The sequence below is a fragment of the Nocardioides marinisabuli genome (assembly GCF_013466785.1).
GTDB classification, from domain to species: domain Bacteria; phylum Actinomycetota; class Actinomycetes; order Propionibacteriales; family Nocardioidaceae; genus Nocardioides; species Nocardioides marinisabuli.
In genome coordinates, this window is sequence record NZ_CP059163.1 from 2985267 (window position 1) to 3011058 (window position 25792).

The window sequence follows — 25792 nt, forward strand, 5'->3', positions numbered from 1 at the left end:
GGCGTGGATTCGCTGCGGCCGCGGCGGTGGACTACGCTGGATCCAGCAGTCCGCAAGGACTGACTTCGCACGCCCGCACACCACGGACGAGGCCCACTCCGGGCCCCGAGCACCCGAGGGCGTGACCCGTGGTCCCGGTTCGCCGGGTCGGGTCGCGCGCGAGCGTCAGGGCGGTCGGCACCCGTCGGCCGCAGGAACTGAAAACGACCGGAGCACCGCTACCGGTCCGGCCTGTGTCAAGGCCGGGCACCACGGGCGCGGGCTCCACACAGGAGAAGAGAACTTCATGGCAGTCGTGACCATGCGCCAGCTCCTCGAGAGCGGCGTCCACTTCGGACACCAGACCCGTCGCTGGAACCCGAAGATGAAGCGCTTCATCATGACCGAGCGCAACGGCATCTACATCATCGACCTGCAGCAGTCGCTGAGCTACATCGACCGCTCGTACGCCTTCATCAAGGAGACCGTCGCCAAGGGCGGCACCGTGATGTTCGTGGGCACCAAGAAGCAGGCCCAGGAGGCGATCGCCGAGCAGGCGACCCGCGTCGGGATGCCCTACGTCAACCAGCGCTGGCTGGGCGGCATGCTCACCAACTTCCAGACCGTGCACCAGCGGATCAACCGCCTCAAGGAGCTCGACGAGGTCGACTTCGACAACGTCGCCGGCTCGGGCCGCACGAAGAAGGAGCTCCTGCAGATGAAGCGGGAGCGCGACAAGCTCGACCGCACCCTGGGCGGCATCCGCGAGATGGGCCGCGTCCCGTCGGCCGTGTGGATCGTCGACACCAAGAAGGAGCACCTCGCCGTCGAGGAGGCCCGCAAGCTCCGGATCCCGATCATCGGCATCCTGGACACCAACTGCGACCCCGACGAGGTCGACTTCCCGATCCCGGGCAACGACGACGCGATCCGCGCCGTGGGTCTGCTGACCCGCGTCATCGCCGACGCGGTCGCCGAGGGCCTCATCGCCCGCGGTGGCGGCAAGAGCGAGGGTGCCGGCTCCGGCACCACCGACGAGCCCCTGGCCGAGTGGGAGCGCGAGCTCCTGGCCGGCGAGGCCGAGAAGGCCGCCGAGAGCGCCACCCAGGCCGACGACACCGCGGCCTCCGAGGCCACCGGCGCGTCGACCGAGGCTGCCGCCTCCGACGAGGCCGCCGCCGAGGCGACCGAGGCCCCCGTCGCGCCCGAGGCCACCTCGGACGAGGCCGCCACGGACGAGGCCGCCAAGGACGAGGCCAAGGCCTGACCTCTCCGCGCTGACCGCCGTCCGCGAGCCCTCCGGGGCTCGCGGACGGCGGCACGCCGGGGAACTTCCCGCTACTCCACCACTTTCTCTTCGAGGGACGGAACGTCAATGACGAACATCTCCGCGGCCGACGTCAAGAAGCTCCGCGAGCAGACCGGCGCCGGCATGATGGACTGCAAGAAGGCGCTGACCGAGGCCGACGGCGACCTGGACAAGGCCGTCGAGATCCTGCGGGTCAAGGGCGAGGCCAAGGCCGCGAAGCGCGGCGCCGAGCGCGAGGCCTCCTCGGGCCTGGTCGTCACCTCCGGTGGCGCGCTGGTCGAGATGCGCTCCGAGACCGACTTCGTGGCCAAGAACGACGACTTCGTCGCGGCCGCCGAGAAGATCGCCGCCGCCGCTGACGCCGCCAAGGCCGGCGACACCGAGACGCTCAAGGCCGTCGAGCTCGACGGCAAGACCGTCGGCGAGGTCGTCGAGCAGCTCGCCATCACCATCGGCGAGAAGATCGAGCTCGGTCGCGTGGCCTACTTCGAGGGCCCCACCGTGACCTACATGCACAAGCGTGCCGCCGACCTGCCGCCCGCCGTGGGCGTCCTGGTCGAGTACGACGGCTCCGACGAGGCCGCGCGCGGCGCCGCGATGCAGATCGCCGCGATGCGCCCGCAGTACCTGAGCCGCGACGAGGTCCCCGCCGAGGTCGTCGAGTCGGAGCGCTCCATCGCCGAGCAGAAGTCGCGCGAGGAGGGCAAGCCCGAGCAGGCGATCGCCAAGATCACCGAGGGCCGGGTCAACGGCTTCTTCAAGGAGGTCGTCCTCCTCGAGCAGCCGTCGGTGACGGAGTCGAAGAAGAGCGTGGAGGCGGTCCTCAAGGAGGCCGGCACCACCCTCAAGCGCTTCGCCCGCTTCGAGGTCGGTGCCTGAGAGGCGCTGATCCGCTAGGTTGCACCTGACGCCAAGGAGGCCGGTCCGCTTGATCCCCCACCAGATGGATCAACGGGCCGGCCTTCGTGCTGTGCCCACACCCCCACGAAGGGAAACCCGATGACCCAGCAGTACCAGCGTGTCCTCCTCAAGCTCTCCGGGGAGGTCTTCGGCGGCGGCAAGGTCGGCGTCGACCCCGACGTGGTGCAGAAGATCGCCCTCGACGTGGCCGAGGTCGCCCGCTCGGGCGTGCAGATCGCCGTCGTGACCGGCGGCGGCAACTTCTTCCGCGGCGCCGAGCTGCAGCAGCGCGGCATGGACCGCGTGCGTGCCGACTACATGGGCATGCTCGGCATCGTCATGAACTGCCTGGCCCTGCAGGACTTCCTCGAGAAGATGGGCGTCGAGACCCGCGTGCAGACCGCCATCACCATGGGCCAGGTCGCCGAGCCCTACGTGCCGCGCCGCGCCATCCGGCACATGGAGAAGGGCCGCGTGGTCATCTTCGGCGCCGGCATGGGCATGCCGTTCTTCTCCACCGACACCGTGGCGGTCCAGCGGGCGCTGGAGAGCCGCTGCGACGCGGTGTTCTTCGCCAAGAGCGGCGTCGACGGCGTGTACGACGCCGACCCGCGCAAGGACCCGAACGCCACCAAGTTCGACACCATCACCTACGCCGACGCCATCCAGCGCAACCTCGAGGTGGTCGACCAGACCGCCTTCACCCTGTGCGCCGAGAACAAGCTGCCGATGGTGGTCTTCGGCATGGAGCCCGAGGGCAACATCCCGCGCGTGCTCAAGGGTGAGAAGATCGGCACGCTGGTCAGCGCCGACTGACCGCGCGACGCACCCAGAGCCCGCACCCAGCCCGCACCGACCGACGTACGCGACGAACCCAGGAGCAGCCGTGATCAACGACATCCTCAACGAGGCCGACACCAAGATGAGCAAGTCGGTGGAGGCGACCCGCGAGGAGTTCGCGGCGATCCGCGCCGGGCGCGCCCACCCCTCGATGTTCTCCAAGATCGTCGTGGACTACTACGGCTCCCCGACGCCGCTGCAGCAGCTGGCCTCCTTCACCGCCCCCGAGGCGCGCGTCATCCTCATCGCGCCCTTCGACCAGAGCGCCATGAAGGACATCGAGCGGGCCATCCGCGACTCCGACCTCGGCGTGAACCCCGCCGACGACGGCAAGGTCATCCGCTGCAACTTCCCCGAGCTGACCGAGGAGCGCCGCAAGGAGTACATCAAGGTCGCGCGCACCAAGGCCGAGGACGGCCGGGTCGCGGTCCGCAACCTGCGCCGCTCGGCCAAGCAGGGCCTCGAGAAGCTCGAGAAGGACGGCGAGGTCGGCAAGGACGACGTCACGGGCGCGGAGAAGAAGCTCGACGTGACCACCAAGAAGCACACCGACGCCATCGACGAGATGCTCAAGAACAAGGAAGCCGAGCTGCTGGAGGTCTGAGACCTCCCTCGCTGCTGATGCCGATGACGAACCCCACCACGCCTCCGGGCACCCCGGCCGGCGCGCCCCCTGCGAAGGACCACGGTCGCGCCGGCCGTGACCTGCGTGCCGCCTTCACCTCGGCCTTCGTGCTGATCGGGGCCATCCTGGCCTCGCTGCTGCTGTGGAAGACCGCGTTCATGGTGATCGTGGTGGCCGCGGTCGTGGTGGCGGTGTGGGAGCTGGGCCGCGGGCTGAGCGCCAAGGGCATCGACCTGCCCGAGGAGCCGCTGATGCTCGGCGGCGCGGTGATGGTCGTGGTCGCCTACGTCTTCGGCGCCGACGCCCTGGTCACCGCCACGGCGGTGACCGCGCTGGTCACCATGCTGTGGCTGCTGCGCCGCGGCATCGACGGCTACGTCCAGAACGCCTCGGCCTCGCTGTTCACCCTGGTCTACGTGCCGTTCCTCGGGGCCTTCGTCGCGCTGCTGCTGCGCGAGGGCGGGCTCTACGGCGGCGGGTTCGAGAACGACGGGGTGCGCGGCATCATCGTCTTCATCGCCGTCACGGTGCTCTCCGACACCGGCGGCTACACCTTCGGCGTGCTCTTCGGCAAGCACCCGATGGCCCCGGTGATCTCGCCGAAGAAGTCGTGGGAGGGCTTCGTCGGCTCGGTTGTCTTCAGCGTCGCCGCCGGTGTCGTGGCCATGGTCTGGCTGCTCGACGGCCGCTGGTGGGTCGGGGTCTTCCTGGGCCTGATCGTCGCGGTGATGGCCACCCTGGGTGACCTGTGCGAGTCGGTGGTCAAGCGCGACCTCGGCATCAAGGACATGAGCCAGGTGATCCCGGGCCACGGCGGCCTGATGGACCGCCTCGACTCGCTGCTGGCCACCATCGCACCGGTCTGGCTGCTGCTGCACCACCTGGTCTTCCGGGCGTGAGCCTGCACCTGGTCCGCCACGGTCGTCCGCTGGTCGAGCCGGGGGTGCCCGCCGCGCGCTGGGAGCTCGACCCGGCCGGCTTCGACGACGTGTGGGCGCTGCGCGAGTCCGGCCGCCTGCCCCGGCGCGCCGTGTGGTTCTGCTCGCCCGAGCCCAAGGCGGTCGCCACCGCCCAGCTCCTCACCGAGGGCGAGGTCGGGGTCGTCGACGACCTGCGCGAGCACGAGCGCGGCGCGGCGTGGGTCGAGGACTTCGAGACCGTCGTCGCCCGCGCCTTCGCCGAGCCCGAGCTGGCGGCGTACGAGGGGTGGGAGCCGCTGGCGCGCTGCCGGGCGCGGGTGGCGGCGGCCGTGGCCCGGATCGTCGACGTGCACCGCGGCGAGGAGGTCGTGCTGGTCGGCCACGGCACGGCCTGGACCCTCGCGGCCGCGGCGCTGGCCGGTGCCGAGCCGGACCTCCGGCGCTGGCGCGCGCTGGGCTTCCCCGACGTGGTCGTGGTCCCCGACGCGCCTGAGCGCGGCGACGACGACCGGGTGGGAGACTGAGGCCATGGTGACCACCGACGACGACGCCGTGGCGCCGACCACCCCGCAGGACACCGGACCCGACACCGCCTCCGACACCGACACCGCGGCGGGTGCGACGGCGGGCCGCCCGAGCTGGTGGCACCGCGACCACCCGGTCTTCACGCCGCTGTCCGGGTTCTTCAGCGGCCTGCTGTTCGTGCTGCTGGTGCCCTCGGTGTACGCCGCGGTGCTCAACGCGGTCACCGACGACGAGACCGCCACCGACCTGTTCCCCTTCGTGCTGGTCGCGCTGGCGGTGCCGCTGGGGCTGGTCGTGGCCCCCCACACGCGCCGCTTCGGGCGCTACATGCTCTTCGGCGTGGTCTCCACCGCCGTGGTGGTGCTCGGGGTCGCCGCGCTGGTGGTCTGGGTGCTGGTCAGCCGGGCCTGAGGCCCCGCGGCCCGCTGCGAGATCGCAGGTGTGGGTCTCCGTAGCGCTGGGTAGAGGGATGTGACGACCACCACACGTCCACCACATCGCCCTACTCGGAGGTCACGATGTCACGCAGCAGGAGACCGGCCATCGTCGGGGAGATGTGCGCGGAGTTCGCCGGCACGATGATCCTCATCCTCTTCGGCGTGGGCGTCGTCGCCCAGGTCGCCACCAGCCAGGACGGGGCGCTCGGCGACCACGACTCGATCGCGTGGGCGTGGGGGCTCGGCGTGACGCTGGGCGTCTACGTGGCCGCCCGGCTCTCCGGCGCCCACCTCAACCCCGCGGTCACCCTGGCGCTGGCCGTCTTCAAGGGCTTCTCGTGGCGCAAGGTGCTGCCCTACACCCTGGCCCAGACCCTCGGTGCCTTCGTGGCGGCGCTGATCGTGCGGGCGTCGTACGCCGACCTGATCGCGGCCGTCGACCCCGAGCACACGATCGCGACCCAGGGCATCTTCTCGACGCTGCCCGGCAACGGGGTGGCCGACGTGAGCATCTCCAGCGCCTTCGTCGACCAGGTCGTCGGCACCGCGATCCTGGTGTTCTTGATCTTCGCCCTGACCTCGGCGTGGAACAACCCGCCGATGGCGAACCTGGGGCCGTTCGTGATCGGCCTGGTGGTGGTCGCCATCGGCATGGCCTGGGGCGCCAACGCCGGCTACGCGATCAACCCCGCGCGCGACTTCGGCCCGCGCATCGCCTCACTGCTGACCGGCTACGACGGCGCGCTGCGCGACCAGAACGGCTACCTCTACTTCTGGCTGCCGATCGTCGCGCCGCTGCTCGGTGGGCTGGTCGGCGGCGCGCTGTTCAAGTACCTCGTCGAGGACCACCTCACCGACCCCGACGAGGAGGTCGCCGAGGAGGCCCCCGGCAGCGTCGAGGGCCCCGACGCCGTCGGCGAGCCGCTGCCCGAGCCCGTCCCCGAGCCGGCCGCCCGCTGACCCGGCCCCCTGGGCGCCCCACCCTGACCGCCGCACCCTGACCGCCGCACCACCGATCCACCGAGGAGAGACCCCGTGACCGAGACCAGTGCCCGCTACGTCGGCGCCGTCGACCAGGGGACCACCAGCACCCGCTTCATGATCTTCGACCACGACGGCGAGGAGGTCGCGCGCCACCAGCTCGAGCACGAGCAGGTGATGCCGAAGGCCGGCTGGGTCGAGCACGACCCCGTCGAGATCTGGGAGCGCACCCGGTCGGTGATCCAGAAGGCGATGGGCAAGGCCGGCCTCGACGCCTCCGACCTCTGCGCGGTCGGGATCACCAACCAGCGCGAGACCACCGTGGTGTGGAACAGGTCGACGGGGCGGCCCTACTACAACGCGATCGTGTGGCAGGACACCCGCACCGACAAGATCGCCTCCAAGCTCGAGCGCGACGGCCACGGCGACCTGATCCGGCACCGCGCCGGGCTGCCGCCGGCCACCTACTTCGCCGGCGGCAAGATCCAGTGGATCCTCGAGAACGTCGACGGGGTGCGCGAGGCCGCCGAGCAGGGCGAGGCGATCTTCGGCACCACCGACTCCTGGCTGATCTGGAACCTCACCGGCGGCACCGACGGCGGCGTGCACGTCACCGACGTCACCAACGCCAGCCGCACCATGCTGATGGACCTCGAGACCTGCGAGTGGGACGACGAGCTGATCGGTCTCTTCGACATCCCCCGCGCGATGCTCCCCGAGATCCGCTCCTCCAGCGAGCCCGACGGCTACGGCACGACCCGCAAGGACGGCCCCTTCGGCGGCGAGGTGCCGCTGACCGGCATCCTCGGCGACCAGCAGGCCGCCACCGTGGGCCAGGTCTGCTTCGAGCCGGGGGAGGCCAAGAACACCTACGGCACCGGCAACTTCATGCTCCTCAACACCGGCACCGAGCTGATCCGCTCCCAGCACGGGCTGCTGACCACCGTGTGCTACCGCTTCGGCAAGGAGGAGCCGGTCTACGCCCTCGAGGGCTCGATCGCGGTGACCGGCTCGGCGGTGCAGTGGCTGCGCGACCAGCTCGGCATCATCTCGGGCGCCTCGCAGAGCGAGTCGCTGGCCCGCCAGGTCGACGACAACGGCGGCGTCTACTTCGTGCCCGCCTTCTCGGGGCTCTTCGCCCCGCACTGGCGCTCCGACGCCCGCGGCGCGATCGTCGGGCTCTCGCGCTACAACACCAACGCCCACGTCGCCCGGGCCACCCTCGAGGCGATCGCCTACCAGAGCTGCGACGTCGCCGCGGCCATGGAGCAGGACTCCGGGGTGAAGCTCGAGGTGCTCAAGGTCGACGGCGGCGTGACCGCCAACGAGCTGTGCATGCAGATCCAGGCCGACACCCTCGGCGTCGAGGTGAGCCGGCCGGTGCTGGCCGAGACCACCTGCCTGGGGGCGGCGTACGCCGCGGGGCTCGCGGTCGGCTTCTGGTCGGGCACCGAGGAGCTGCGCAAGAAGTGGAACGAGGGCAGGCGGTGGTCGCCGCAGTGGAGCGACGAGCAGCGCGCCGAGGGCCACGCGCAGTGGACCAAGGCGGTGCAGCGCACCCTCGACTGGGTCGACGTCGACTGATGCCGCTGCCGCCCCCCTTGCCCCGCCCGGGAGAGTAGGACCATGAGACCCGTCGCCCTGTCGCCGCAGTTCCGCGCCTCGTCCCTGCAGGAGATGGCCGACGAGCAGCTCGACGTGCTCGTCGTCGGGGGAGGGGTGGTCGGCACCGGCGCCGCGCTCGACGCGGCCACCCGGGGCCTCAAGGTCGGGCTCGTGGAGGCGCGCGACTTCGCCTCCGGCACCTCGAGCCGCTCCAGCAAGCTCATCCACGGCGGCCTGCGCTACCTCGAGATGCTCGACTTCGCCCTGGTCGCCGAGGCGCTCAAGGAGCGCGGTCTGCTGATGCAGACCCTTGCGCCCCACCTGATCCGCCCGGTCGGCTTCCTCTACCCGCTGCAGCACCGCGGGTGGGAGCGTCTCTACGCCGGCTCCGGCGTCGCGCTGTACGACGCCCTGTCGCGGATCTCGGGCCGCTCGGGGCTGCCGCTGCACAAGCACCTGACCCGCCGCGGCGCGCGCAAGCTGGTGCCGGCGCTGCGCAAGGACGCCCTGGTCGGCGCGCTGCACTACTACGACGCCCAGGTCGACGACGCCCGGCACACCATGTTCCTGGCCCGCACGGCGGCGGCCTACGGCGCCAAGGTGGCCTCCCGGGCGCGGGTGGTGGAGCTGCTGCGCGAGGGCGAGCGGGTCACCGGCGCCGTGGTCCACGACCTCGAGAGCGGTGAGCAGGTCACGGTGCGCGCCAAGCAGGTCGTCAACGCCACCGGCGTGTGGACCGACGAGACCCAGTCGCTGGGCGGTCAGCGCGGCGCGTTCCGGGTGCGGGCGAGCAAGGGCGTGCACCTCGTGGTGCCCAAGGACCGCATCCGCTCCGAGACCGGGCTGATCCTGCGCACCGAGAAGTCGGTGCTCTTCGTCATCCCGTGGGGTCGGCACTGGATCATCGGCACCACCGACACCGACTGGGAGCTCGACAAGGCGCACCCCGCGGCCAGCGAGGCCGACATCGACTACCTGCTCGACCACGTGAACGCGGTGCTGGAGACCCCGCTGACCCGCGACGACGTCGAGGGCGTCTACGCCGGTCTGCGCCCGCTGCTGGAGGGGGAGTCGGAGGCCACCTCCAAGCTCTCCCGCGAGCACGCGGTGGGCCACCCCGCGCCGGGCCTGGTGGTGATCGCCGGCGGCAAGTACACGACGTACCGGGTGATGGCCAAGGACGTCATCGACGAGGCGGTCTTCGGGATGCTGCGCCACGAGGAGCGTGCGGTCCCCGCATCGGTGACCGAGCAGGTCCCGCTGCTGGGCGCCGAGGGCTACCAGGCCCTGTGGAACACCCGCCACCAGCTCGCGGAGCGCTCGGGGCTGCACGTGGTGCGCATCGAGCACCTGCTCCAGCGCTACGGCTCGCTGGTGCACGAGCTGCTCGCGATGGTGGCCGACGACGCCTCGCTCGGCGAGCCGCTGGCCGGTGCCTCGGACTACCTGCGCGTCGAGGTCGTCTACGCCGCGACCCACGAGGGCGCGCGCCACCTCGACGACGTGCTGACGCGGCGCACCCGGATCTCGATCGAGACCTTCGACCGCGGGCTGGGGGTGGTCGAGGAGGTCGCCGCGCTGGTCAGCGACCCGCTGGGCTGGAGCAAGGAGCAGGTCGACCTCGAGATCGAGCACTACCGGGCCCGGGTCGCGGCCGAGCGCGAGAGCCAGCAGCAGCCCGACGACGAGACCGCCGACGCGGCTCGCCTCGGGGCGCCCGACGTGGTGCCGCTGAGCTGAGTGGGCCGGGTCCCGCACGGGAGCTCGCCCGGGAGTTCGCCCGGGCGGGGAGCCGGGTGGGAGACTGGGCGTGCTATGCCCGATGACACCGCTGCCCCCGTGCCCGCCTCCGCCGCCGTCCCGCCGCGCGCCCCCGAGCCCGCCGAGGGCACGACCGCGCTCCCGCTGGTCTTCGAGGAGCCGCGCGGGCGCAAGAAGCCGCCGCGCCACCTGGCCGACCTGACGCCGGCCGAGCGCAAGCAGCTGCTGGCCGACAACGGCCTGCCGGGCTTCCGGGCCAAGCAGCTCTCGACGCACTACTTCAGCCGCCTGGTCGACGACCCCGAGCAGATGACCGACCTGCCCGCCGGTCAGCGCGCCGAGCTGGTCAGCACCCTGCTGCCGCACCTGATGACGCCGCTGCGCACCCTCGAGGCCGACAAGGGCACCACCCGCAAGACGCTGTGGAAGCTCTTCGACGGCGCCCTGGTCGAGTCGGTGCTGATGCGCTACCCCGGCCGCACCACCATGTGCGTCTCGAGCCAGGCCGGCTGCGGCATGGCCTGCCCGTTCTGCGCCACGGGCCAGGGTGGCCTGCAGCGCAACATGAGCACCGCCGAGATCGTCGAGCAGGTCGTCGCCGGCGCCCGCTCCCTGGACCGCGACGAGGTGCCCGGCGGGCGCGGGCGCGTCAACAACGTCGTCTTCATGGGCATGGGCGAGCCGCTGGCCAACTACAAGGCCGTCATCGGCGCGGTGCGCCGCCTCACCGACCCGGCCCCCGACGGCCTCGGCATGTCGGCGCGCGGCATCACGGTCTCCACGGTCGGGCTCGTCCCGCGCATCCGCCAGCTCACCGAGGAGGGCATCCCGGTCACGCTCGCGCTGAGCCTGCACGCCCCCGACGACGAGCTGCGCAACGAGCTGGTGCCGATCAACACCCGCTCCTCGGTCGCCGAGACCGTCGAGGCGGCCTGGGACTACGCCCGCGTCACCAAGCGCCGGGTCTCCATCGAGTACGCCATGATGCGTGGCATCAACGACCAGGCCTGGCGCGCCGACCTGCTCGCCGACGTGCTGCGCGGCTACGGCGACTGGGGCTGGGTGCACGTCAACCTGATCCCCCTCAACCCGACCCCGGGCAGCAAGTGGACCGCCTCCGACCCCGCCGACGAGCGCGAGTTCGTGCGCCGGCTCGAGGCCAAGGGCATCCCCACCACCGTGCGCGACACCCGCGGCTCGGAGATCGACGGCGCCTGCGGCCAGCTGGCCGCCACCGACGTCTGAGCACCCCGCGCTGACCTGGCGCAGATCTCGCGCCGACCCGGCGCAGATCTCGCGCCGACCCGGCGCGAACCTCGCGTCGGGCGGCCGGGTCGTTGGTGCGGTGTTCACCGGATCGTCCACCGGCGCGCCCCGGGCGCTCGCCGGCCGCTGGCCCGTGGGGCGCACCGTGGGCCCATGAGCCAGCCCGAGCCGATGCGCGACCGGTTGCGCGTGCTGGTGGTCAGCGAGACCTTCGAGCCGGGCACGGGGGACGCGACGGTGCCCCGGCTGCTGGCGCACCTGGCGGCTGAGGGGCACGACGCACGCCTGGTCACCCACGACGGCCCCGCGACGTACGCCGGCTTCCCGGTGCGCCGCGTCGGCTCCTGGCCCGCGGGGTCGCGGCTGCGCAGCACGCTGCGGCGCTTCGGCCCGGACGTGCTGCACGTGGCCGGGCCCGGGCGGCTGGGCCGGCGGGCGGTCCTCGTGGCAGCCCGGCTGGGCGTGCCGGTCGTGCTCGACGTGGGCCCCACGGGGGAGGGCGGCCCGCCTCCTCCGCGCGTGCTCGAGGCGGCCGACCGGGTGCTGGCGGGATCGACCGCGGTGCTGCGCGACCTGCAGGCCCACGGGGTCGAGCGGTCGTCGCTGTGGCCCTGCGGGGTCGACCTGACCGCCTTCCACCCCAGCCGCCGCAGCGAGCCGTGGCGCGCCGCGCTGGCGGCCGACGGCCGACGCCTCCTCGGCCACGTCGGGCCGCTGGAGCGGGACGAGGAGGTCGACCTGCTGACCGGCCTCGACGCCGACGACCGCTACCGGCTGGTGCTGGTGGGCAGCGGCCCCGACGAGACGCGGCTGCGGCGGTTGCTGCCGCGCGCGCACTTCCTCGGCGACCTGCGCGGCGAGGCCCTGGCGACGGCGTACGCCTCGCTCGACCTGCTGGTGCACACCGCCCGCCGCGAGACCTGCGGGCGGCTGACCCGGGCGGGTCTCGAGGCGCTGGCCTCGGGCGTCCCGGTGGTGGCGCCCCGCAACGGCGTCGCCGAGGACCTCGTCGACGAGGGCACCGCAGGCCTGCTCTTCGAGCCCGGTGACGCCGCCGACCTCGAGGCCTGCGTGGCCCGACTGGTGCACGACGACCTCGCGCTGCGGCGTACGGCGCTGGAGGCCCGGCGCAGCGTGCGGCACCGCTCGTGGCGCGCGCTCGACGAGGCCCTGGTCGAGACCTACCGGGAGCTGGTCACGACCTCGAGCGCCTCCTCGACGGTGTCGACGAGGTGCACGTGCGGCTCCATGGCTCGCCCCGACGCCAGCGCCTGCAGCAGCGGCCAGGCCGGCAGCTCCTCGGTCCAGTGCCGACGCCCGACGAGCACCATCGGCGCCACCGACGCCTCGTCGGCGTAGTAGTTCTCGCAGGCGTCCTGGAACACCTCCTGCACCGTCCCGCCGGCGCCGGGCAGGAAGACGATGCCGGCGTCGCAGACCTCGAGCAGGATCGCCTCGCGGGTGGCGTTGCGGAAGTACTTCGCGATCGCGGTCGCGAAGACGTTGGGCGGCTCGTGGCCGTAGTGCCACGTCGGGATGCCGAGGTTGGCGACCGGTCCGCCGTCGGCCTCGGGAGGGTCGAGCGCGGTGAGGGTGTCGAACGCCGAGAGCACCCAGGCGTCGACCGAGGGCCGGTACGACGGCACCGCGGCCAGCATCCGCAGGGCCTCGCCGAGCACCGCGTCGTCGCGCGAGGAGAGCCGTGCCCCGAGGTTGGCCGCCTCCATCGCCCCGGGCCCGCCGCCGGTGGCCACCGTCAGCCCGGCCCCGCCGAGGCGGTGGCCCAGGCGGGCCGCGTCGGTGAAGAGCGAGGTGCCCCGGGAGGCGGCGTGCCCGCCCATCACGCCGACGACGCGCCGGCCCTCGCGCCAGCGGTCGAGCGCCAGGTCGATGGCGTGGTCGTGGAGGGTGCGGGCCAGCGGCACCTCGGTGGAGACCTCGGCGTCGTCGATCGCGCCGGGCTTGGACCACGCGTAGGCCCGACCGTCGACCGACTCGCTCCAGCGCAGCGTGTCGAAGAGCTCGCGGGCCTCGTAGAGCTCGTGGCGGTAGACGTCGACCGGCACGTCGGGGATCTGCGGGAGGACCAGCGCCCCGGAGGCCTCGACCCTCGCGGCGTCGCCCTCGGCGAAGCGGCAGCCCAGGAACGTGGCGCCCGCGAGCCGGCAGCGGCCGAGCTCGGCGCCCCGTTCGGTGAGGTCGACCGAGCGCACCCGCCAGCCCGAGAGGGTGCGCGCGCCGGCGCGCAGCCGGTGGTCGAGCTCGTCGAGGGTGGTGATGTCGACGGTCCGGCCCCGTGTGTGTCTCACGGGGCCGAACCTACCGACTGCGCGCGGGTGAGGTGGCCGGCGTCGGCTCAGAACGCGTGCGCGACCAGGTCGCCGAAGAGGTCGTGCTCGTCGACGTCGAGACCACGCGCGCGGAACCAGGTGGCCATGTTGCGGCAGTCGCGCAGCAGGAAGTCCATCCCGTTGACGTTGCCGACCAGGTCGACGACCTGGGGCAGGTCGATGACGACCAGCCGCTCGCCCGCGGCGAGCACGTTGTACGGCGACAGGTCGCCGTGCACCATGCCCTCCTGCACCATCAGCGCCATCGCCTCGCGCACCTGCTCCCAGTACGACGCCAGCAACCGCGGCCCGGGCCGGGTCTGGGCCAGGCGTGGCGCGGTCTCGGGGCCGTGCTCGCCCTCGACGGTGATCCACTCCATCAGCAGCTCGGTGCCGTCGACCTGCACGGGGTAGGGGACCGCCAGGCCCCCTCGCGCGCCGAGGGTCCAGAGCCGGCTCAGCGCCTGGAACTCGGCCCAGGCCCACTGGCCCGCGGCGACCGCGCGGCCGTGTGCGGTCTTCTTGGCCATGGCCCGGGCGTCGCGGGTGTTCCGGACCCGCCGGCCCTCGGTGTACGCGCCGGAGCGGTGGAACGAGCGGTGCTCCTCGCCGCGGTAGCGCTTGGCGACCATCACCACCGACAGCCCGGGGGTGCCCGGCACGAAGGACGGGTCGGTGTCGGGGACGGCGCGCTCGAGCAGGAACGCGTCGGCCTCCTTGCCGGTCTTGAGGACGCCGAGCTCGGTGTCGACGGCCGCCTGGCTGGTCACGACCCAGTCGGGCCGGGGCTCCGGCCCGCGCGAGAGCGGCTCGACCTCGAGCCAGGTCGACCAGCGCTGGTCGTCGTGGAGGTCGTCGAGGGGACGGAAGTCGAAGCCGAAGGCCTCGGCGACGGTCGGGGTGTCAGGGGTGGTGCGGTGCTGCGGCTGCTGCGGGTGCTGCGGGTGCTGCGAGACGTCGTACGTCACGGTGGGTGCTCCATCGGGAGAAGAGGGGGTGGTCTGCGGGCAGGCCAGGGACAGTCGTGGACATGTCACGCTCCTCTCGACGGGCACGGCTCGGACGTCGTGCTGCTCAGGCACCAGGGTGGGGCCCGGCCGGACGCGGTGCAACGGGTTTTCGGCCGGCGCGACCACCTGCCGGCGGCGGGCGGGTCAGGCCGTCGGCGCCCCGCGCAGCCGCACCGACAGGCAGGTCACGCAGCCCTCGAGCTTCTCGTACTCGCTCATGTCGACCGCCACGACCCGCAGCCCGCGCTCCTCGAGGAGCGCCCGGGTGCGCGGTGCGCTGGTCGACATCAGCACCGTCGACTCGTCGAGCAGCACGACGTGCGCGCCGGGCTCCTCCGGCACCGGCAGGTAGGACTCCCAGACCGAGGCGTCGTCGACGACCGGGTCCCAGCCCACCACGGTGCCGTCGGGCAGCGCGGTGACGGCCGACTTCAGGTGCAGCACCTTCGCCAGCGGTACGCCGACCACGCGAGCGCCCAGCGGCGCCAGCAGGGCCCGCAGCTGCTCGACGGCACCGGGGGTGGTGCGCCCGCCGAGACCGACCCACACGGTGCCGTCGTGCTTGAGCACGTCGCCGCCGTCGAGGGTGTCGGGCGCCTCGATGCGCGCGAGCCGGTAGCCGAGGCGGCGCAGCGCGTCCTCGGTCGCGGCTGTCTCGGGCTTGCGCTCGTCGGCACCGGGTCGGGCGACCACGGCCAGGTCGTCGTAGACGACGACGGTGTCCTCGACGAAGACCGCGTCGGGGCAGTCGTCGGCCGGGTCGACCTCGACGGTCTCCCAGCCCTCGTCGTGCAGCGCGGCGACGTACCCCTCCCACTGGCGCAGCGCCAGGTCGAGGTCGACGGGGGAGCGGTCGATGTGGGTCACGATGCCGTCGGCCAGTCGGGGACCGGGACGGCGGACCAGGGCGAGCTTCCTCATGGCTCCATCCTGCCCCGGGCAGCGGGTCAGCCCAGCAGCGGCGCGACGGCGCGCGCCAGCAGGGAGGGTCGGCCGGTCCACCGCTCCTCGACGTCGGCGGCGGTCGTGGCACGCAGCCCGGCGTTGATGCCCAGCCAGCGCAGCGGCTCGGGCTCCCAGCGCGGGGAGCGGTGGCCGACCCAGGGCAGCGCGGTCAGGTCGGTGTCGCGGCCGAGCACGAGGTCGCGCAGCGTGCGCCCGGCGAGGTTGGTGGTGGCGACCCCGTCGCCGACGTACCCGCCGGCCCAGGCCAGCCCGGTGTCGCGGTCGAGACCCACCGAGGCGCACCAGTCGCGCGGGATGCCCAGCGCCCCGCCCCAGGCGTGGGTGACCCGCACCCCTCGCCCCCGGGCCAGCACCGGGAACATCTCGCGCAGCGTGGCCAGCAGCCGGGCGTGGACGCGCGGGTCGCGGTCGTGGTCGGGCCGGATCGCCGACCCGAGGTGGTACGGGGCACCCCGCCCGCCGAAGACCAGCCGCCCGTCGGCGGTGCGCTGGCCGTAGACGATGAGGTGGCGGTGGTCGGTGAACGTCTCGCGCCGGGCCAGACCGATCTCCGCCCACACCTCCTCGGGCAGCGGCTCGGTGGCGATCACCAGCGAGTAGACCGGCACGACGTCGCGCTCGTGCCCCGGCAGGTGCGCGGTCCAGCCCTCGGTGGCCCGTACGACCACCCCGGCGCGCACCACGCCCCGCGGGGTCTCGCAGCGCCCGGGCGTGACCGCGGTGACGGGGGTCTGCTCGAGGACCCGCACCCCGCGCCGCTCGACCGCCCGCGCCAGCCCGCGCACCAGCCGCGCCGGGTGCAGCGCCGCGCAGTCGGGCGTGTACGTCGCCCCGAGGGTGCCTTCGGCCCGCACGTGCTCCTCGGCCCCGGCCCGGTCGAGCAGCCGCAGGTCGTCCTCGCCCCGCCCCAGGCCCGGGCGTGCGCGACCTCCGCGCGGGCGCGGACCAGCTGGGCGGGGCTGCGCGCCAGGTCGATGGTGCCGCCCCGGGCGAGCTGGGCGTCGATGCCCTCGGCGGCCGCGGCCCGGGCGACCTCGGCGACGCTGCCGCGCATCGCGGCGTGCTGGGCCAGGGCGCCGGCGCGCCCGTGCGGGTGGCCGTCGGCGCGGGGCAGGGCCGCGAGGGTCTCGGAGGAGGCGGGGAAGAGCGCCGAGCACCAGCCGCCGTTGCGTCCCGACGCGCCGTACCCGGCGACCTCGGCCTCGAGGACCGCGATCCGCAGGGCGGGGTCGGCCTCGGCGAGGTAGTGCGCGGTCCAGAGCCCGGTCAGGCCGGCGCCCACCACTGCGACGTCGACGTCGAGGTCACCGGCCAGCGGGGCGCGCGGGGTCCAGTCCTCGCCGGCGGTGGCGTGCCACAGCGAGAGCGCGCGGTAGTCCTCGGTGGGGGAGCCGGCCGGGTTCAGCGCACACCCCACGAGTAGGTCTGCTTGCGCAGCCGCAGGTACATGAAGGTCTCGGTGCCCACCACGCCCTCGATCGTGCGGATGCGCTGGGAGATCAGCTCGAGCAGGCCCTCGTCGCTCTCGGCGACCACCTCGGCCAGCAGGTCGTAGGAGCCGGCGGTGATGACGACGTAGTCGACCTCCGCGATCTCGGCCAGCGCGTCGGCCACCGGCTCGAGCGGCCCGCTGACCCGCACCCCCACCATCGCCTGCCGGGCGAAGCCCAGCTCGAGGGGGTCGGTGACCGCCACGACCTGCATCACCCCGCCCTCGACCAGGCGCTGCACCCGCTGGCGCACGGCGGCCTCGGAGAGCCCCACCACCTTGCCGATGGCGGCGTACGAGCGGCGGCCGTCCTGCTGGAGCTGCTCGATGATCGCCTTCGAGACGTCGTCGAGGGGAGTGGTGGCGCGCTCGCTGCGGGGGCTCATGGGAGCAACCTATCGCGGGGACGGGGTGACGGAACGGTGCAGGCTGTCGCCATTGACGATGGATTTCGTTGCAGACTTGTTTCAGATCAACCGTTTCCCTTGTCCTGAGGGTGTCGACGGTGACACGATCCGAGTTCAGCCCCACCTTGGAGGTACCAGATGACCGTCCATCCTGACCGCCTCGACGAGCTCCTCCGCGCCTCCCGTGCCGCGGGCGTGCGCGGTCTCGGACGCCGCTCCTTCCTGCGCGGCGCCTCGGTCTCCGCGCTCGCGGTGGGGGTGCCCGGGCTGCTGACCGCCTGTGGCACGGAGTCCCAGGTGCAGACCGCCGAGTCCTGCACCTCCGAGGACCTCTCGGACACCGAGAAGGCGCTGGTCTTCTCCAACTGGCCCGAGTACATCGACCGCAAGGGCAAGAAGATGCCCACGCTCGAGGAGTTCCAGACCACCAGCGGCATCTCGGTCACCTACAACACCGACGTCAACGACAACACCGAGTTCTTCGGCAAGGTCAAGGACCAGCTCGGCGGGTGCGAGCCGATCGGGCGCGACATCATCGTGCTCACCGACTGGATGGCCGCCAGGATGGTCTCGCTGGGCTGGGTGCAGGAGCTCGACATGGGCGCCATGCCCAACGTGCAGGCCAACCTGAAGTCCGACCTGCGCTCGCCCACCTGGGACCCCGACCGCAGCTACAGCGTGCCGTGGCAGAGCGGGCTGACCGGCATCGCCTACAACGCCAAGTACACCGGCGAGGTGGGCAGCTTCGAGGAGCTGATGACCCGCAGCGACCTCAAGGGCAAGGTCAGCCTGCTCTCCGAGATGGGCGACACGATGCTCTTCATGCTGCTCCTCGAGGGCGCCGACCCCGAGGACTTCACCGAGGAGCAGTGGTCGGGCGCGCTCGGTCGCCTCGAGGGGTACGTCGGGTCCGGGCAGATCCGGCGGTTCACCGGCAACGACTACATCCGCGACCTCAACGCCGGCAACGTGGTGGCCTGCGAGGCGTGGTCGGGCGACGTCATCGCCATGCAGTACGACAACCCCGACATCAAGTGGGTGGTCCCCGAGGAGGGGCTCTCCCTGTGGTCCGACAACATGCTGGTGCCCAACAAGGCCGAGCACAAGGCCAACGCCGAGGCGCTGATGGACTTCTACTACCAGCCCGAGATCGCCGCCCAGCTGGCCGCCTGGGTCAACTACATCTGCCCCGTCGAGGGGGCCCAGGAGGCGATGGAGCAGGTCGACGCCTCGCTCGTCGACAACCCCCTGATCTTCCCCGACGAGGACTTCCTGGCCAACGCCTACGGGTTCATGGAGCTCGACGAGTCCACGCGCCAGCAGTACGACAAGGACTTCGCCCGGGTGATCGGGGCCTGATGGCGACCCGGACGAGCGTCCCGAGCGGAGGCACGGTGAGCCAGGAGAGCGGTGCGCAGGGGGCGGGCGCCGACCTGGTGCTGAGCGGCCTGACCAAGCGCTTCGCGTCGTTCACCGCCGTCGACGACCTCGACCTGACGGTGCCCCAGGGCTCCTTCTTCGCCCTGCTGGGCCCGTCGGGCTGCGGCAAGACCACCACGCTGCGGATGGTGGCCGGTCTCGAGGAGCCGACCGGCGGCACGATCACGCTGGGCGACGACGACATCACCCACCTCAAGCCCTACAAGCGCCCGGTCAACACCGTCTTCCAGAGCTATGCGCTCTTCCCGCACCTCACCATCGCCGCCAACGTCGCCTTCGGGCTGCGGCGGCGCGGGCGCAAGCGGGTCGCCGAGGACGTCGAGCGGATGCTCGACCTGGTCGAGCTCACGGGTCTGGCCGACCGCCGCCCCGCCCAGCTGTCCGGCGGTCAGCAGCAGCGCGTGGCGCTGGCGCGGGCCCTGATCAACCAGCCCCGGGTGCTGCTGCTCGACGAGCCCCTCGGTGCGCTCGACCTCAAGCTGCGCCGGCAGATGCAGATCGAGCTCAAGCGGATCCAGACCGAGGTCGGGCTGACTTTCGTGCACGTGACCCACGACCAGGAGGAGGCCATGACGATGGCCGACACCGTCGCGGTGATGAACGCGGGGCGCATCGAGCAGATGGGTCCGCCGGAGGTTCTCTACGAGTGCCCGGCGACCACGTTCGTCGCCAACTTCCTGGGCCAGTCCAACCTGGTCGCGGGCCGGGTCCGCGACGGCGCGGGCGAGGGGGACCTCGTGCTCGACGTGCACGGCACCACGGTGCACGCCGACCGTGCCCGCGCCGTGGTGGCGCAGGGCGACGTCTGGGTCGGCGTACGGCCCGAGAAGGTGGTGCTGGCACCGGCCGGAGGCGCACCGTCCGAGCCCGCGGGCAACTGCCTGCGCGGCGGGGTGGTCAGCGACGTCAGCTTCGTCGGGGTCAGCACCCAGTACCTCGTGCGGATGCCGTGGGGCCAGGAGCTCACGGCCTTCTCCCAGAACTCCGGGCACCACGAGCGGCTGCGCACCGGCGCCGCGGTCGACCTGCACTGGTCGCCGGCGCACACCTTCTGCCTCGACGCCTCCCAGGACGCCGCCGCCGGCGTCGAGCCCGAGGACCGGTGAGCGTGGCCGGCCCGTTGCGCACCGCCGAGCCGACCGGGACGCCGCCCGCGCCCGGCGGGCGTCGCGGCGGTCTGAGCGGCTACCTGCTGCTGCTGCCCGGCGGCGTGTGGCTGGCGCTGTTCTTCGTGGTGCCCACCGCGACGCTGGTCGCGACCAGCCTCTATGACCCGAGCGGGTCGCTCCAGCTGGGCTACCGGATGACCGGTCACGTGCAGAACTACGCCGACTCCATCCAGGACTACTCGCCCCAGCTGGTGCGCAGCTTCCTGTACGCCGGCGCCGCGACGCTGGCCTGCGTCGTGCTCGGGTTCCCGCTCGCGTACGCCATCGCCTTCAAGGCGGGGCGGTGGAAGAACCTGATGCTGGTCGCCGTCATCGCGCCGTTCTTCACCAGCTTCCTGGTGCGCACCCTGTCGTGGCAGTACATCCTCGGCGACAACGAGGCCCTGGTCTCCTTCCTGCGGACGATCCGGGTGCTGGGGGAGGACGGGCACCTGCTCGCCACGCCGTTCGCGGTCGTGACCGGGCTGACCTACAACTTCCTGCCGTTCATGGTGCTGCCGCTCTACGCCTCGCTGGAGAAGATCGACCACCGGTTCCTCGAGGCCGCCGCCGACCTCTACTCCTCGCCGTTCACCGCCTTCCGCACCGTGACCCTGCCGCTGGCGATGCCCGGGCTGGTCGCCGGCACCCTGCTGACCTTCATCCCCTCGGCCGGCGACTACATCAACTCCGAGCTGCTGGGCAATCCGCAGACCCGCATGGTCGGCAACGAGATCCAGGACCTCTTCGCCGCCGGCGACTACCCGACGGCCTCCGCGCTGTCGGTCACCTTGATGGCCGCCATCGTGGTGCTGGTCTTCGTCTACGTGCGCCGCTCGGGCACCGAGGACCTGGTGTGAGCGCCGCGACCGCGACCGCGCGGCGGGCCGGACGTGGCCCCGGCCGGTGGCTGGCCGACCACCTGGTCCTGGTCCTGGGCCTGCTGGTGCTGGTCTACATGACGGTGCCGGTGCTCGTGGTGATGCTGATGTCCTTCAACGACCCGGCCAGCCGCAACAGCTACAGCTTCGACGGGTTCACCCTCGCCAACTGGACCGACGTCTGCGGGCCCTTCCAGCTGTGCGAGTCGCTGGTCACCAGCCTGCAGATCGGCCTGCTGGCGACCCTGGGCGCGACCCTGCTGGGCACCCTGATGGCCTTCGCGATGGTCCGGCACCGCTTCCGCGGCCGCAGCGCCGCCAACCTGCTGATCTTCCTGCCGATGGCCACGCCCGAGGTGGTGATGGGCTCCTCGCTGCTGGCGCTCTTCGTCAACGTCGGCGTGGCCGGCCTCCTCGGCTTCTGGACCATCCTGGTCGCGCACGTGCTCTTCTGCCTGTCCTTCGTCGTGGTGACCGTCAAGGCACGCCTGGCCGGGCTCGACCCGCGCCTGGAGCAGGCGGCGATGGACCTGTACGCCAACGAGTGGCAGACGTTCTGGCGGATCAGCTTCCCGCTGGTCTTCCCGGGCATCCTCGGGGCGGCGCTGCTGTCCTTCTCGCTGTCCTTCGACGACTTCATCATCACCAACCTCAACGCCGGGCAGGAGGTCACCTTCCCGATGTTCGTGTGGGGCGCGGCGCAGCGCGGCATCCCGCCGCAGATCAACGTCGTGGGCACCATCATGTTCCTGGTCGCGATGGCCGTCGTCCTCGCCGGTGAGCTCGCCAGCCGGAGACGGGCCGGGCGGTGAGCACCACCGCCGAGCGGGCCCTCGCGCAGGCCGAGCCGCGGACGTACTGGCTCGACGACCCCGACCGGCCGGTGCCGGAGCCCCCGTTGACCGGCGCCGCCCGCGCCGACCTGGTCGTGGTGGGCGGCGGCTACACCGGGCTCTGGACGGCGCTGCTGGCCCGCGCCCGCCACCCCTCGGCGTCGGTGCTGCTGCTCGAGGCGGGGGAGTGCGGCGGGCAGGCCAGCGGCCGCAACGGCGGCTTCGCCTCCGCCAGCCTGACCCACGGCTTCGGCAACGGCCTCGAGCGCTGGCCCGAGGAGCTGGCGCAGCTCGACCGGCTCGGCGCCGAGAACCTGCGCGAGATCGGCGAGACGGTCTCCGCGCTCGGCATCGACTGCGACTGGCGCGAGGTCGGCGAGCTGACGGTCGCCACGCGGCCCCACCACGTCGAGGAGCTGCAGGAGCTGCGCGGCGCGCTGGTCGAGCACGGCCATGAGGCGAGCTGGCTGGACGCCGCCGAGGCCCAGGCCCAGGTCGCGTCGCCGACGTACCTCGGGGCGCTGAGTGAGCCCACCGGCCTGGCGCTCGTCGAGCCCGCCCGGCTGGCCTGGGGCCTGCGGCGGGCCTGCCTCGACGCCGGTGTCGTGGTGCACGAGTCGACGCGGGTCACGGGGCTGGAGCGCTCCGGCGTCGGGGTCGAGCTGCGGACCCTGGGTCCGCAGGGGGCAGGTCGGGTGCGGGCGGGCCGGGTCGCGCTGGCCACCAACGCCTTCCCGCCGCTGCTGCGCCGGCTGCGGCTGATGAGCGTGCCGGTCTACGACCACGTGCTGATGACCGAGCCGCTCTCGGCCTCCCAGCTCGCCTCGATCGGGTGGTCGCGGCGCCAGGGGATCGGCGACGCCGCCCACCAGTTCCACTACTACCGGCTCACCCGCGACGACCGGATCCTGTGGGGCGGCTACGACGCTGTCTACCACTGGGGCAGCCGCATCGACGCCTCCCTCGAGCAGCGCGAGCAGACCCACCGGCTGCTCGCCGAGCACTTCCTCGAGACGTTCCCGCAGCTGGCCGGCCTCCGCTTCACGCACCGGTGGGGCGGGGTCATCGACACCTGCACCCGCTTCTCGGCGTTCTTCGGCACCGCGGTCTCGGGCCGGGTCGGCTACGCGCTGGGCTACACCGGGCTCGGGGTCGCCGCCTCGCGGTTCGGGGCGCAGGTGGTGCTCGACCTGCTCGACGGCGCCGACACCGAGCGCACCCGGCTGCGGATGGTCCGCGAACGCCCCCTGCCCTTCCCGCCCGAGCCGCTGCGCTCGGCCGGCATCAACCTCACCCGCTGGTCCCTGGACCGGGCCGACCGTCGTGGTGGGCAGCGCAACCTGTGGCTGCGTGGCCTCGACGCCGCTGGCCTCGGCTTCGACTCCTGACCCGGCGCAAATGTCATGCCGACCCGGCGCATATCTCCCGCCGACCCGGCGCAAATCGCGCGCTGACCCGGCGCAGATCTCGCGTCGACCCGACTCGGACCTCCCACCCCTCGACGGGTTCTCCACAGGCAGCGCAGGTGCCACTGGCGCGGCGGGGCCCCGCGGAGCAGCCTGAGGACATGGCGCAGATCATCGACCTCGGGCACTCGCTGCCGCTGGACCGTCCCTTCACCACCGCTGAGGCGCACGACCGTGGCCTGGGCGACCGGCAGCTGCGGCGGATGGTGCAGCACGGCTGGCTGCGCCGGCCCGCCCACGGCGTGTACGTCGTCGGCGCGCTGGAGGACACCCTCGAGCTGCGGTGCGCGGTGCTGCGGCTGGTGGTCCCCGACGACGCGTTCCTCTGCGACCACACCGCGGCCTGGCTCCACGCGGGCGACCGGGCGCTGGCACCCAACGACCACTTGGGCACCCCCGAGATCGCGTGCTTCAAGCGCGCGGGGCGGTTGAGGAGGTCGACCGTGCGCAGTGGTGAGCGCGCCGTGCGTGACAGCGACCTCGTCGAGATCGGGGGCCTGGTCACCACCACGCCGCTGCGCACCGCGCTCGATCTCGGCCGGCTGCCCCGCTCCAACGACGCGAGGCTGCACGGGATGGACACCATGCTCTCGCTGGGCGTCTTCGAGCACGGGGAGCTCCTGGCGGGCGTGAACAGGTTCGCCGGCCAGCGTGGCGTCGTGGCCCTCCGTGCCCTGGTCATGCTGGCCGACGGTGGCTCGGAGTCCTTCGGCGAGTCCGCGCTGCGCCTGCGGTGGCACCAGGCGGGGCTCCCGCGCCCGGTCACCCAGCTCGAGGTGCCGCGCGACGGGGGAGCGGCGTACCGCCTGGACATGGGGCTGCCCGAGGAGAAGGCGGGAGCCGAGTACGACGGCCAGGAGTTCCACTCCTCGCCCGAGCAGCGTGAGCACGACCAGGCGCGGCGGGCCTGGTTGCGCCGGGCGTGGACGGTCGAGGTCTTCCGTAGGGACAACGTCTTCGGCGGTGAGCAGGACGCGGAGCGGCGCCTGCGCGCTCTGCACGAGAGCATCACCAGCAACCGGCGCCGGCACTACCTCTGAGTCCGGTTCGAGCCGGCTCGGTGCGAGGTATGGGCCGGGTCGGCGCGAGATTCGCGCCGGGTCAGCGGTGCTGGGGGAAGCCGAGGTCGATGCCGGGCCGGGGGAGATCGGGCGTGGGCCAGCGCGAGGTCACGACCTTGCCGCGGGTGAAGAAGTGGATGCCCTCGGTGCCGTGGGCGTGGGAGTCGCCGAAGAGCGAGCTCTTCCAGCCGCCGAAGGAGTAGTAGGCCATCGGCACCGGGATCGGCACGTTGACCCCGACCATCCCGACCTCCACCTCGTGCTGGAAGCGCCGCGCCGCGCCGCCGTCGTGGGTGAAGATCGCGGTGCCGTTGCCGTAGGGGTTGGCGTTGACCAGATCGAGCGCGGCGTCGTACGACGGCACCCGCAGCACCGACAGCACCGGCCCGAAGATCTCGTCGGTGTAGACAGACATCGACGTCTCGACGTGGTCGAGCATGGTGGGCCCGAGCCAGAAGCCTCCCTCGGCGCCGTCGGGCTGCACCCCTCGGCCGTCGACCACGACGCTCGCGCCCGCCTCGGCGCCGGCGTCGACGTAGGAGGCCACCTTGTCGCGGTGCGTGGCGGTGACCAGCGGCCCCATGTCGCTGCCGCGTCGCCCGTCACCGGTGACCAGGCCCGCCATCCGCTCCGCGATCAGCGGCACCAGGCGGTCGGCGACCGGGTCGACGCACACGAGCGCCGAGATCGCCATGCAGCGCTCGCCGGCGGAGCCAAAGCCGGCGGAGACCGCGGCGTCGGCGGCCGCCTCGAGGTCGGCGTCGGGCAGGACCACCATGTGGTTCTTGGCGCCGCCCAGCGCCTGCACGCGCTTGCCGTGGGCGGTGCCGGTCTCGTAGACGTAGCGCGCGACCGGCGTCGAGCCCACGAAGGAGACCGCCTTGACGTCGCGGTGGGTCAGCAAGGAGTCGACGGCGACCTTGTCGCCCTGCACGACGTTGAAGACACCGTCGGGCAGGCCCGCCTCGGCCCAGATCTCGGCCAGCAGCAGCGATGTCGACGGGTCCTTCTCCGAGGGCTTGAGCACCACGGCGTTGCCGCAGGCGATCGCCACCGGCACGAACCACAGCGGCACCATCGCGGGGAAGTTGAACGGCGAGATCACCGCGACGACACCGAGGGCCTGGCGGATGGAGTAGACGTCGACACCGCTCGACACGCCCTCGCTGAAGCCGCCCTTGAGCAGGTGCGGCGCCCCGCAGGCGAACTCCGCGACCTCGAGACCGCGCTGCACCTCGCCGAGCGCGTCGTCGAGGACCTTGCCGTGCTCGGCGGTGATCGCGGCGGCGACCTCCTCGCGGCGGCGTACGAGCACCTCGCGGAACGCGAACAGCACCGACGTACGCCGCGACAGCGAGGTCTCGGCCCACTCGCGGCCCGCGGCCACGGCGTCGGCGACGACGGCGTCGACCTCGGCGCCGCTCGCGAGCGCCACCCGGCCGCTCACCTGACCCGTGGCCGGGTCGTGCACGTCGGCGTACCGCTCGGGCTCGGGGGTGGTGCCGGGCCAGCGGGCGCCGGCGCGCCAGTGCGGGATCAGGGTGCTCACAGGACTCCTGGGTGCGGGTTCGGGCCGGGTCGACGCGAGATGTGCGCCGGGTCGGGGCGAAGTA

23 protein-coding genes and 2 pseudogenes are annotated in these 25792 nt (G+C 72.7%); 18 read left to right on the forward strand and 7 right to left on the reverse strand.

The features are described 5' to 3' along the window. Window positions 1-286 precede the first annotated feature (286 nt). The 12 genes and pseudogenes from rpsB to H0S66_RS14360 form a co-directional block, all read left to right on the forward strand. Entirely contained in the window at window positions 287-1246 is a 960-nt protein-coding gene (gene rpsB / locus H0S66_RS14305) for a 30S ribosomal protein S2 (RefSeq protein ID WP_179615978.1), read from the forward strand. A 108-nt stretch (window positions 1247-1354) separates the two neighbouring features. Beyond that, the gene (gene tsf / locus H0S66_RS14310; RefSeq protein ID WP_179615979.1) at window positions 1355-2167 is read left to right on the forward strand and encodes a translation elongation factor Ts; all 813 of its coding nucleotides are present in this window, start codon (window positions 1355-1357) and stop codon (window positions 2165-2167) included. 120 nt (window positions 2168-2287) lie between these two features. Then, complete coding sequence (gene pyrH, locus H0S66_RS14315) at window positions 2288-3004, forward strand: UMP kinase (protein WP_179615980.1); 717 nt, start codon at window positions 2288-2290, stop codon at window positions 3002-3004. Between the two features lie 73 nt (window positions 3005-3077). Next, window positions 3078-3632, forward strand: a complete 555-nt coding sequence (frr, locus tag H0S66_RS14320) for a ribosome recycling factor (RefSeq protein ID WP_179617416.1) — start codon at window positions 3078-3080, stop codon at window positions 3630-3632. Window positions 3633-3655: 23 nt separating this feature from the next. Then, window positions 3656-4552 carry a phosphatidate cytidylyltransferase gene (locus H0S66_RS14325; protein ID WP_246305153.1) on the forward strand — a complete coding sequence of 299 codons (897 nt, stop codon included), beginning with the start codon at window positions 3656-3658 and terminating at the stop codon, window positions 4550-4552. Further along, window positions 4549-5097: a histidine phosphatase family protein gene (locus tag H0S66_RS14330; protein WP_179615982.1), complete on the forward strand. Its 549-nt coding sequence runs from the start codon at window positions 4549-4551 to the stop codon at window positions 5095-5097. Before H0S66_RS14325 ends, H0S66_RS14330 begins: the two co-directional genes overlap by 4 nt. A gap of 4 nt (window positions 5098-5101) precedes the next feature. After that, window positions 5102-5509: a hypothetical protein gene (locus H0S66_RS14335; protein WP_179615983.1), complete on the forward strand. Its 408-nt coding sequence runs from the start codon at window positions 5102-5104 to the stop codon at window positions 5507-5509. A 107-nt stretch (window positions 5510-5616) separates the two neighbouring features. Next, on the forward strand, window positions 5617-6495 hold the full coding sequence (locus tag H0S66_RS14340) for an MIP/aquaporin family protein (protein WP_179615984.1): 879 nt from the start codon (window positions 5617-5619) through the stop codon (window positions 6493-6495). Between the two features lie 138 nt (window positions 6496-6633). Next, window positions 6634-8100: a glycerol kinase GlpK gene (gene glpK / locus H0S66_RS14345; RefSeq protein ID WP_246305649.1), complete on the forward strand. Its 1467-nt coding sequence runs from the start codon at window positions 6634-6636 to the stop codon at window positions 8098-8100. Window positions 8101-8142: 42 nt separating this feature from the next. Then, on the forward strand, window positions 8143-9861 hold the full coding sequence (locus H0S66_RS14350) for a glycerol-3-phosphate dehydrogenase/oxidase (RefSeq protein ID WP_179615986.1): 1719 nt from the start codon (window positions 8143-8145) through the stop codon (window positions 9859-9861). Between the two features lie 75 nt (window positions 9862-9936). Continuing rightward, window positions 9937-11127: a dual-specificity RNA methyltransferase RlmN gene (rlmN, locus tag H0S66_RS14355; RefSeq protein ID WP_246305155.1), complete on the forward strand. Its 1191-nt coding sequence runs from the start codon at window positions 9937-9939 to the stop codon at window positions 11125-11127. Window positions 11128-11319: 192 nt separating this feature from the next. Then, window positions 11320-12228 (forward strand): annotated as a pseudogene (locus tag H0S66_RS14360) (glycosyltransferase); the annotation flags it as partial. A 101-nt stretch (window positions 12229-12329) separates the two neighbouring features. Here H0S66_RS14360 and H0S66_RS20600 read toward each other — a convergent pair. The 6 genes and pseudogenes from H0S66_RS20600 to H0S66_RS14385 all read right to left on the reverse strand — a co-directional run bounded on the left by H0S66_RS20600 (window position 12330) and on the right by H0S66_RS14385 (window position 17329). Continuing rightward, the gene (locus H0S66_RS20600) at window positions 12330-13457 is read right to left on the reverse strand and encodes an LOG family protein (protein WP_258016926.1); all 1128 of its coding nucleotides are present in this window, start codon (window positions 13455-13457) and stop codon (window positions 12330-12332) included. Window positions 13458-13504: 47 nt separating this feature from the next. Next, the gene (locus H0S66_RS14365; protein ID WP_179615988.1) at window positions 13505-14446 is read right to left on the reverse strand and encodes a serine protein kinase RIO; all 942 of its coding nucleotides are present in this window, start codon (window positions 14444-14446) and stop codon (window positions 13505-13507) included. A 186-nt stretch (window positions 14447-14632) separates the two neighbouring features. Continuing rightward, entirely contained in the window at window positions 14633-15409 is a 777-nt protein-coding gene (gene ddaH, locus H0S66_RS14370; RefSeq protein ID WP_179615989.1) for a dimethylargininase, read from the reverse strand. Window positions 15410-15435: 26 nt separating this feature from the next. Then, a complete protein-coding gene (locus tag H0S66_RS20605; protein ID WP_276529354.1) occupies window positions 15436-16308 on the reverse strand; it encodes an NAD(P)/FAD-dependent oxidoreductase in 873 nt (290 codons plus the stop codon). A gap of 107 nt (window positions 16309-16415) precedes the next feature. Further along, window positions 16416-16871 (reverse strand): annotated as a pseudogene (locus tag H0S66_RS20785) (FAD-dependent oxidoreductase); the annotation flags it as partial. After that, window positions 16856-17329, reverse strand: a complete 474-nt coding sequence (locus H0S66_RS14385) for an Lrp/AsnC family transcriptional regulator (RefSeq protein ID WP_179615991.1) — start codon at window positions 17327-17329, stop codon at window positions 16856-16858. The gene H0S66_RS14385 and the pseudogene H0S66_RS20785, both read right to left, overlap by 16 nt. Window positions 17330-17488: 159 nt before the next feature. Between H0S66_RS14385 and H0S66_RS14390 the strand changes: the two genes are divergently transcribed. From H0S66_RS14390 to H0S66_RS14415, 6 genes are all read left to right on the forward strand, one after another. After that, complete coding sequence (locus tag H0S66_RS14390) at window positions 17489-18709, forward strand: polyamine ABC transporter substrate-binding protein (protein WP_179615992.1); 1221 nt, start codon at window positions 17489-17491, stop codon at window positions 18707-18709. Between the two features lie 35 nt (window positions 18710-18744). Further along, window positions 18745-19896: an ABC transporter ATP-binding protein gene (locus H0S66_RS14395; protein ID WP_258016927.1), complete on the forward strand. Its 1152-nt coding sequence runs from the start codon at window positions 18745-18747 to the stop codon at window positions 19894-19896. Window positions 19897-19898: 2 nt separating this feature from the next. Continuing rightward, the gene (locus H0S66_RS14400; RefSeq protein WP_258016928.1) at window positions 19899-20798 is read left to right on the forward strand and encodes an ABC transporter permease; all 900 of its coding nucleotides are present in this window, start codon (window positions 19899-19901) and stop codon (window positions 20796-20798) included. Continuing rightward, window positions 20795-21631 (forward strand): ABC transporter permease, encoded by an 837-nt coding sequence (locus H0S66_RS14405; RefSeq protein ID WP_258016929.1) that lies wholly within the window; start codon window positions 20795-20797, stop codon window positions 21629-21631. The genes H0S66_RS14400 and H0S66_RS14405 overlap by 4 nt, the downstream gene beginning before the upstream one ends. Beyond that, window positions 21628-23040 carry an NAD(P)/FAD-dependent oxidoreductase gene (locus H0S66_RS14410; RefSeq protein WP_179615995.1) on the forward strand — a complete coding sequence of 471 codons (1413 nt, stop codon included), beginning with the start codon at window positions 21628-21630 and terminating at the stop codon, window positions 23038-23040. The genes H0S66_RS14405 and H0S66_RS14410 overlap by 4 nt, the downstream gene beginning before the upstream one ends. Window positions 23041-23219: 179 nt before the next feature. After that, the gene (locus H0S66_RS14415) at window positions 23220-24158 is read left to right on the forward strand and encodes a type IV toxin-antitoxin system AbiEi family antitoxin domain-containing protein (RefSeq protein ID WP_179615996.1); all 939 of its coding nucleotides are present in this window, start codon (window positions 23220-23222) and stop codon (window positions 24156-24158) included. A 61-nt stretch (window positions 24159-24219) separates the two neighbouring features. On the opposite strand, the gene H0S66_RS14420 is transcribed toward H0S66_RS14415, so the two are convergent. After that, window positions 24220-25728, reverse strand: a complete 1509-nt coding sequence (locus H0S66_RS14420; RefSeq protein WP_179615997.1) for a CoA-acylating methylmalonate-semialdehyde dehydrogenase — start codon at window positions 25726-25728, stop codon at window positions 24220-24222. Window positions 25729-25792 lie beyond the last annotated feature (64 nt).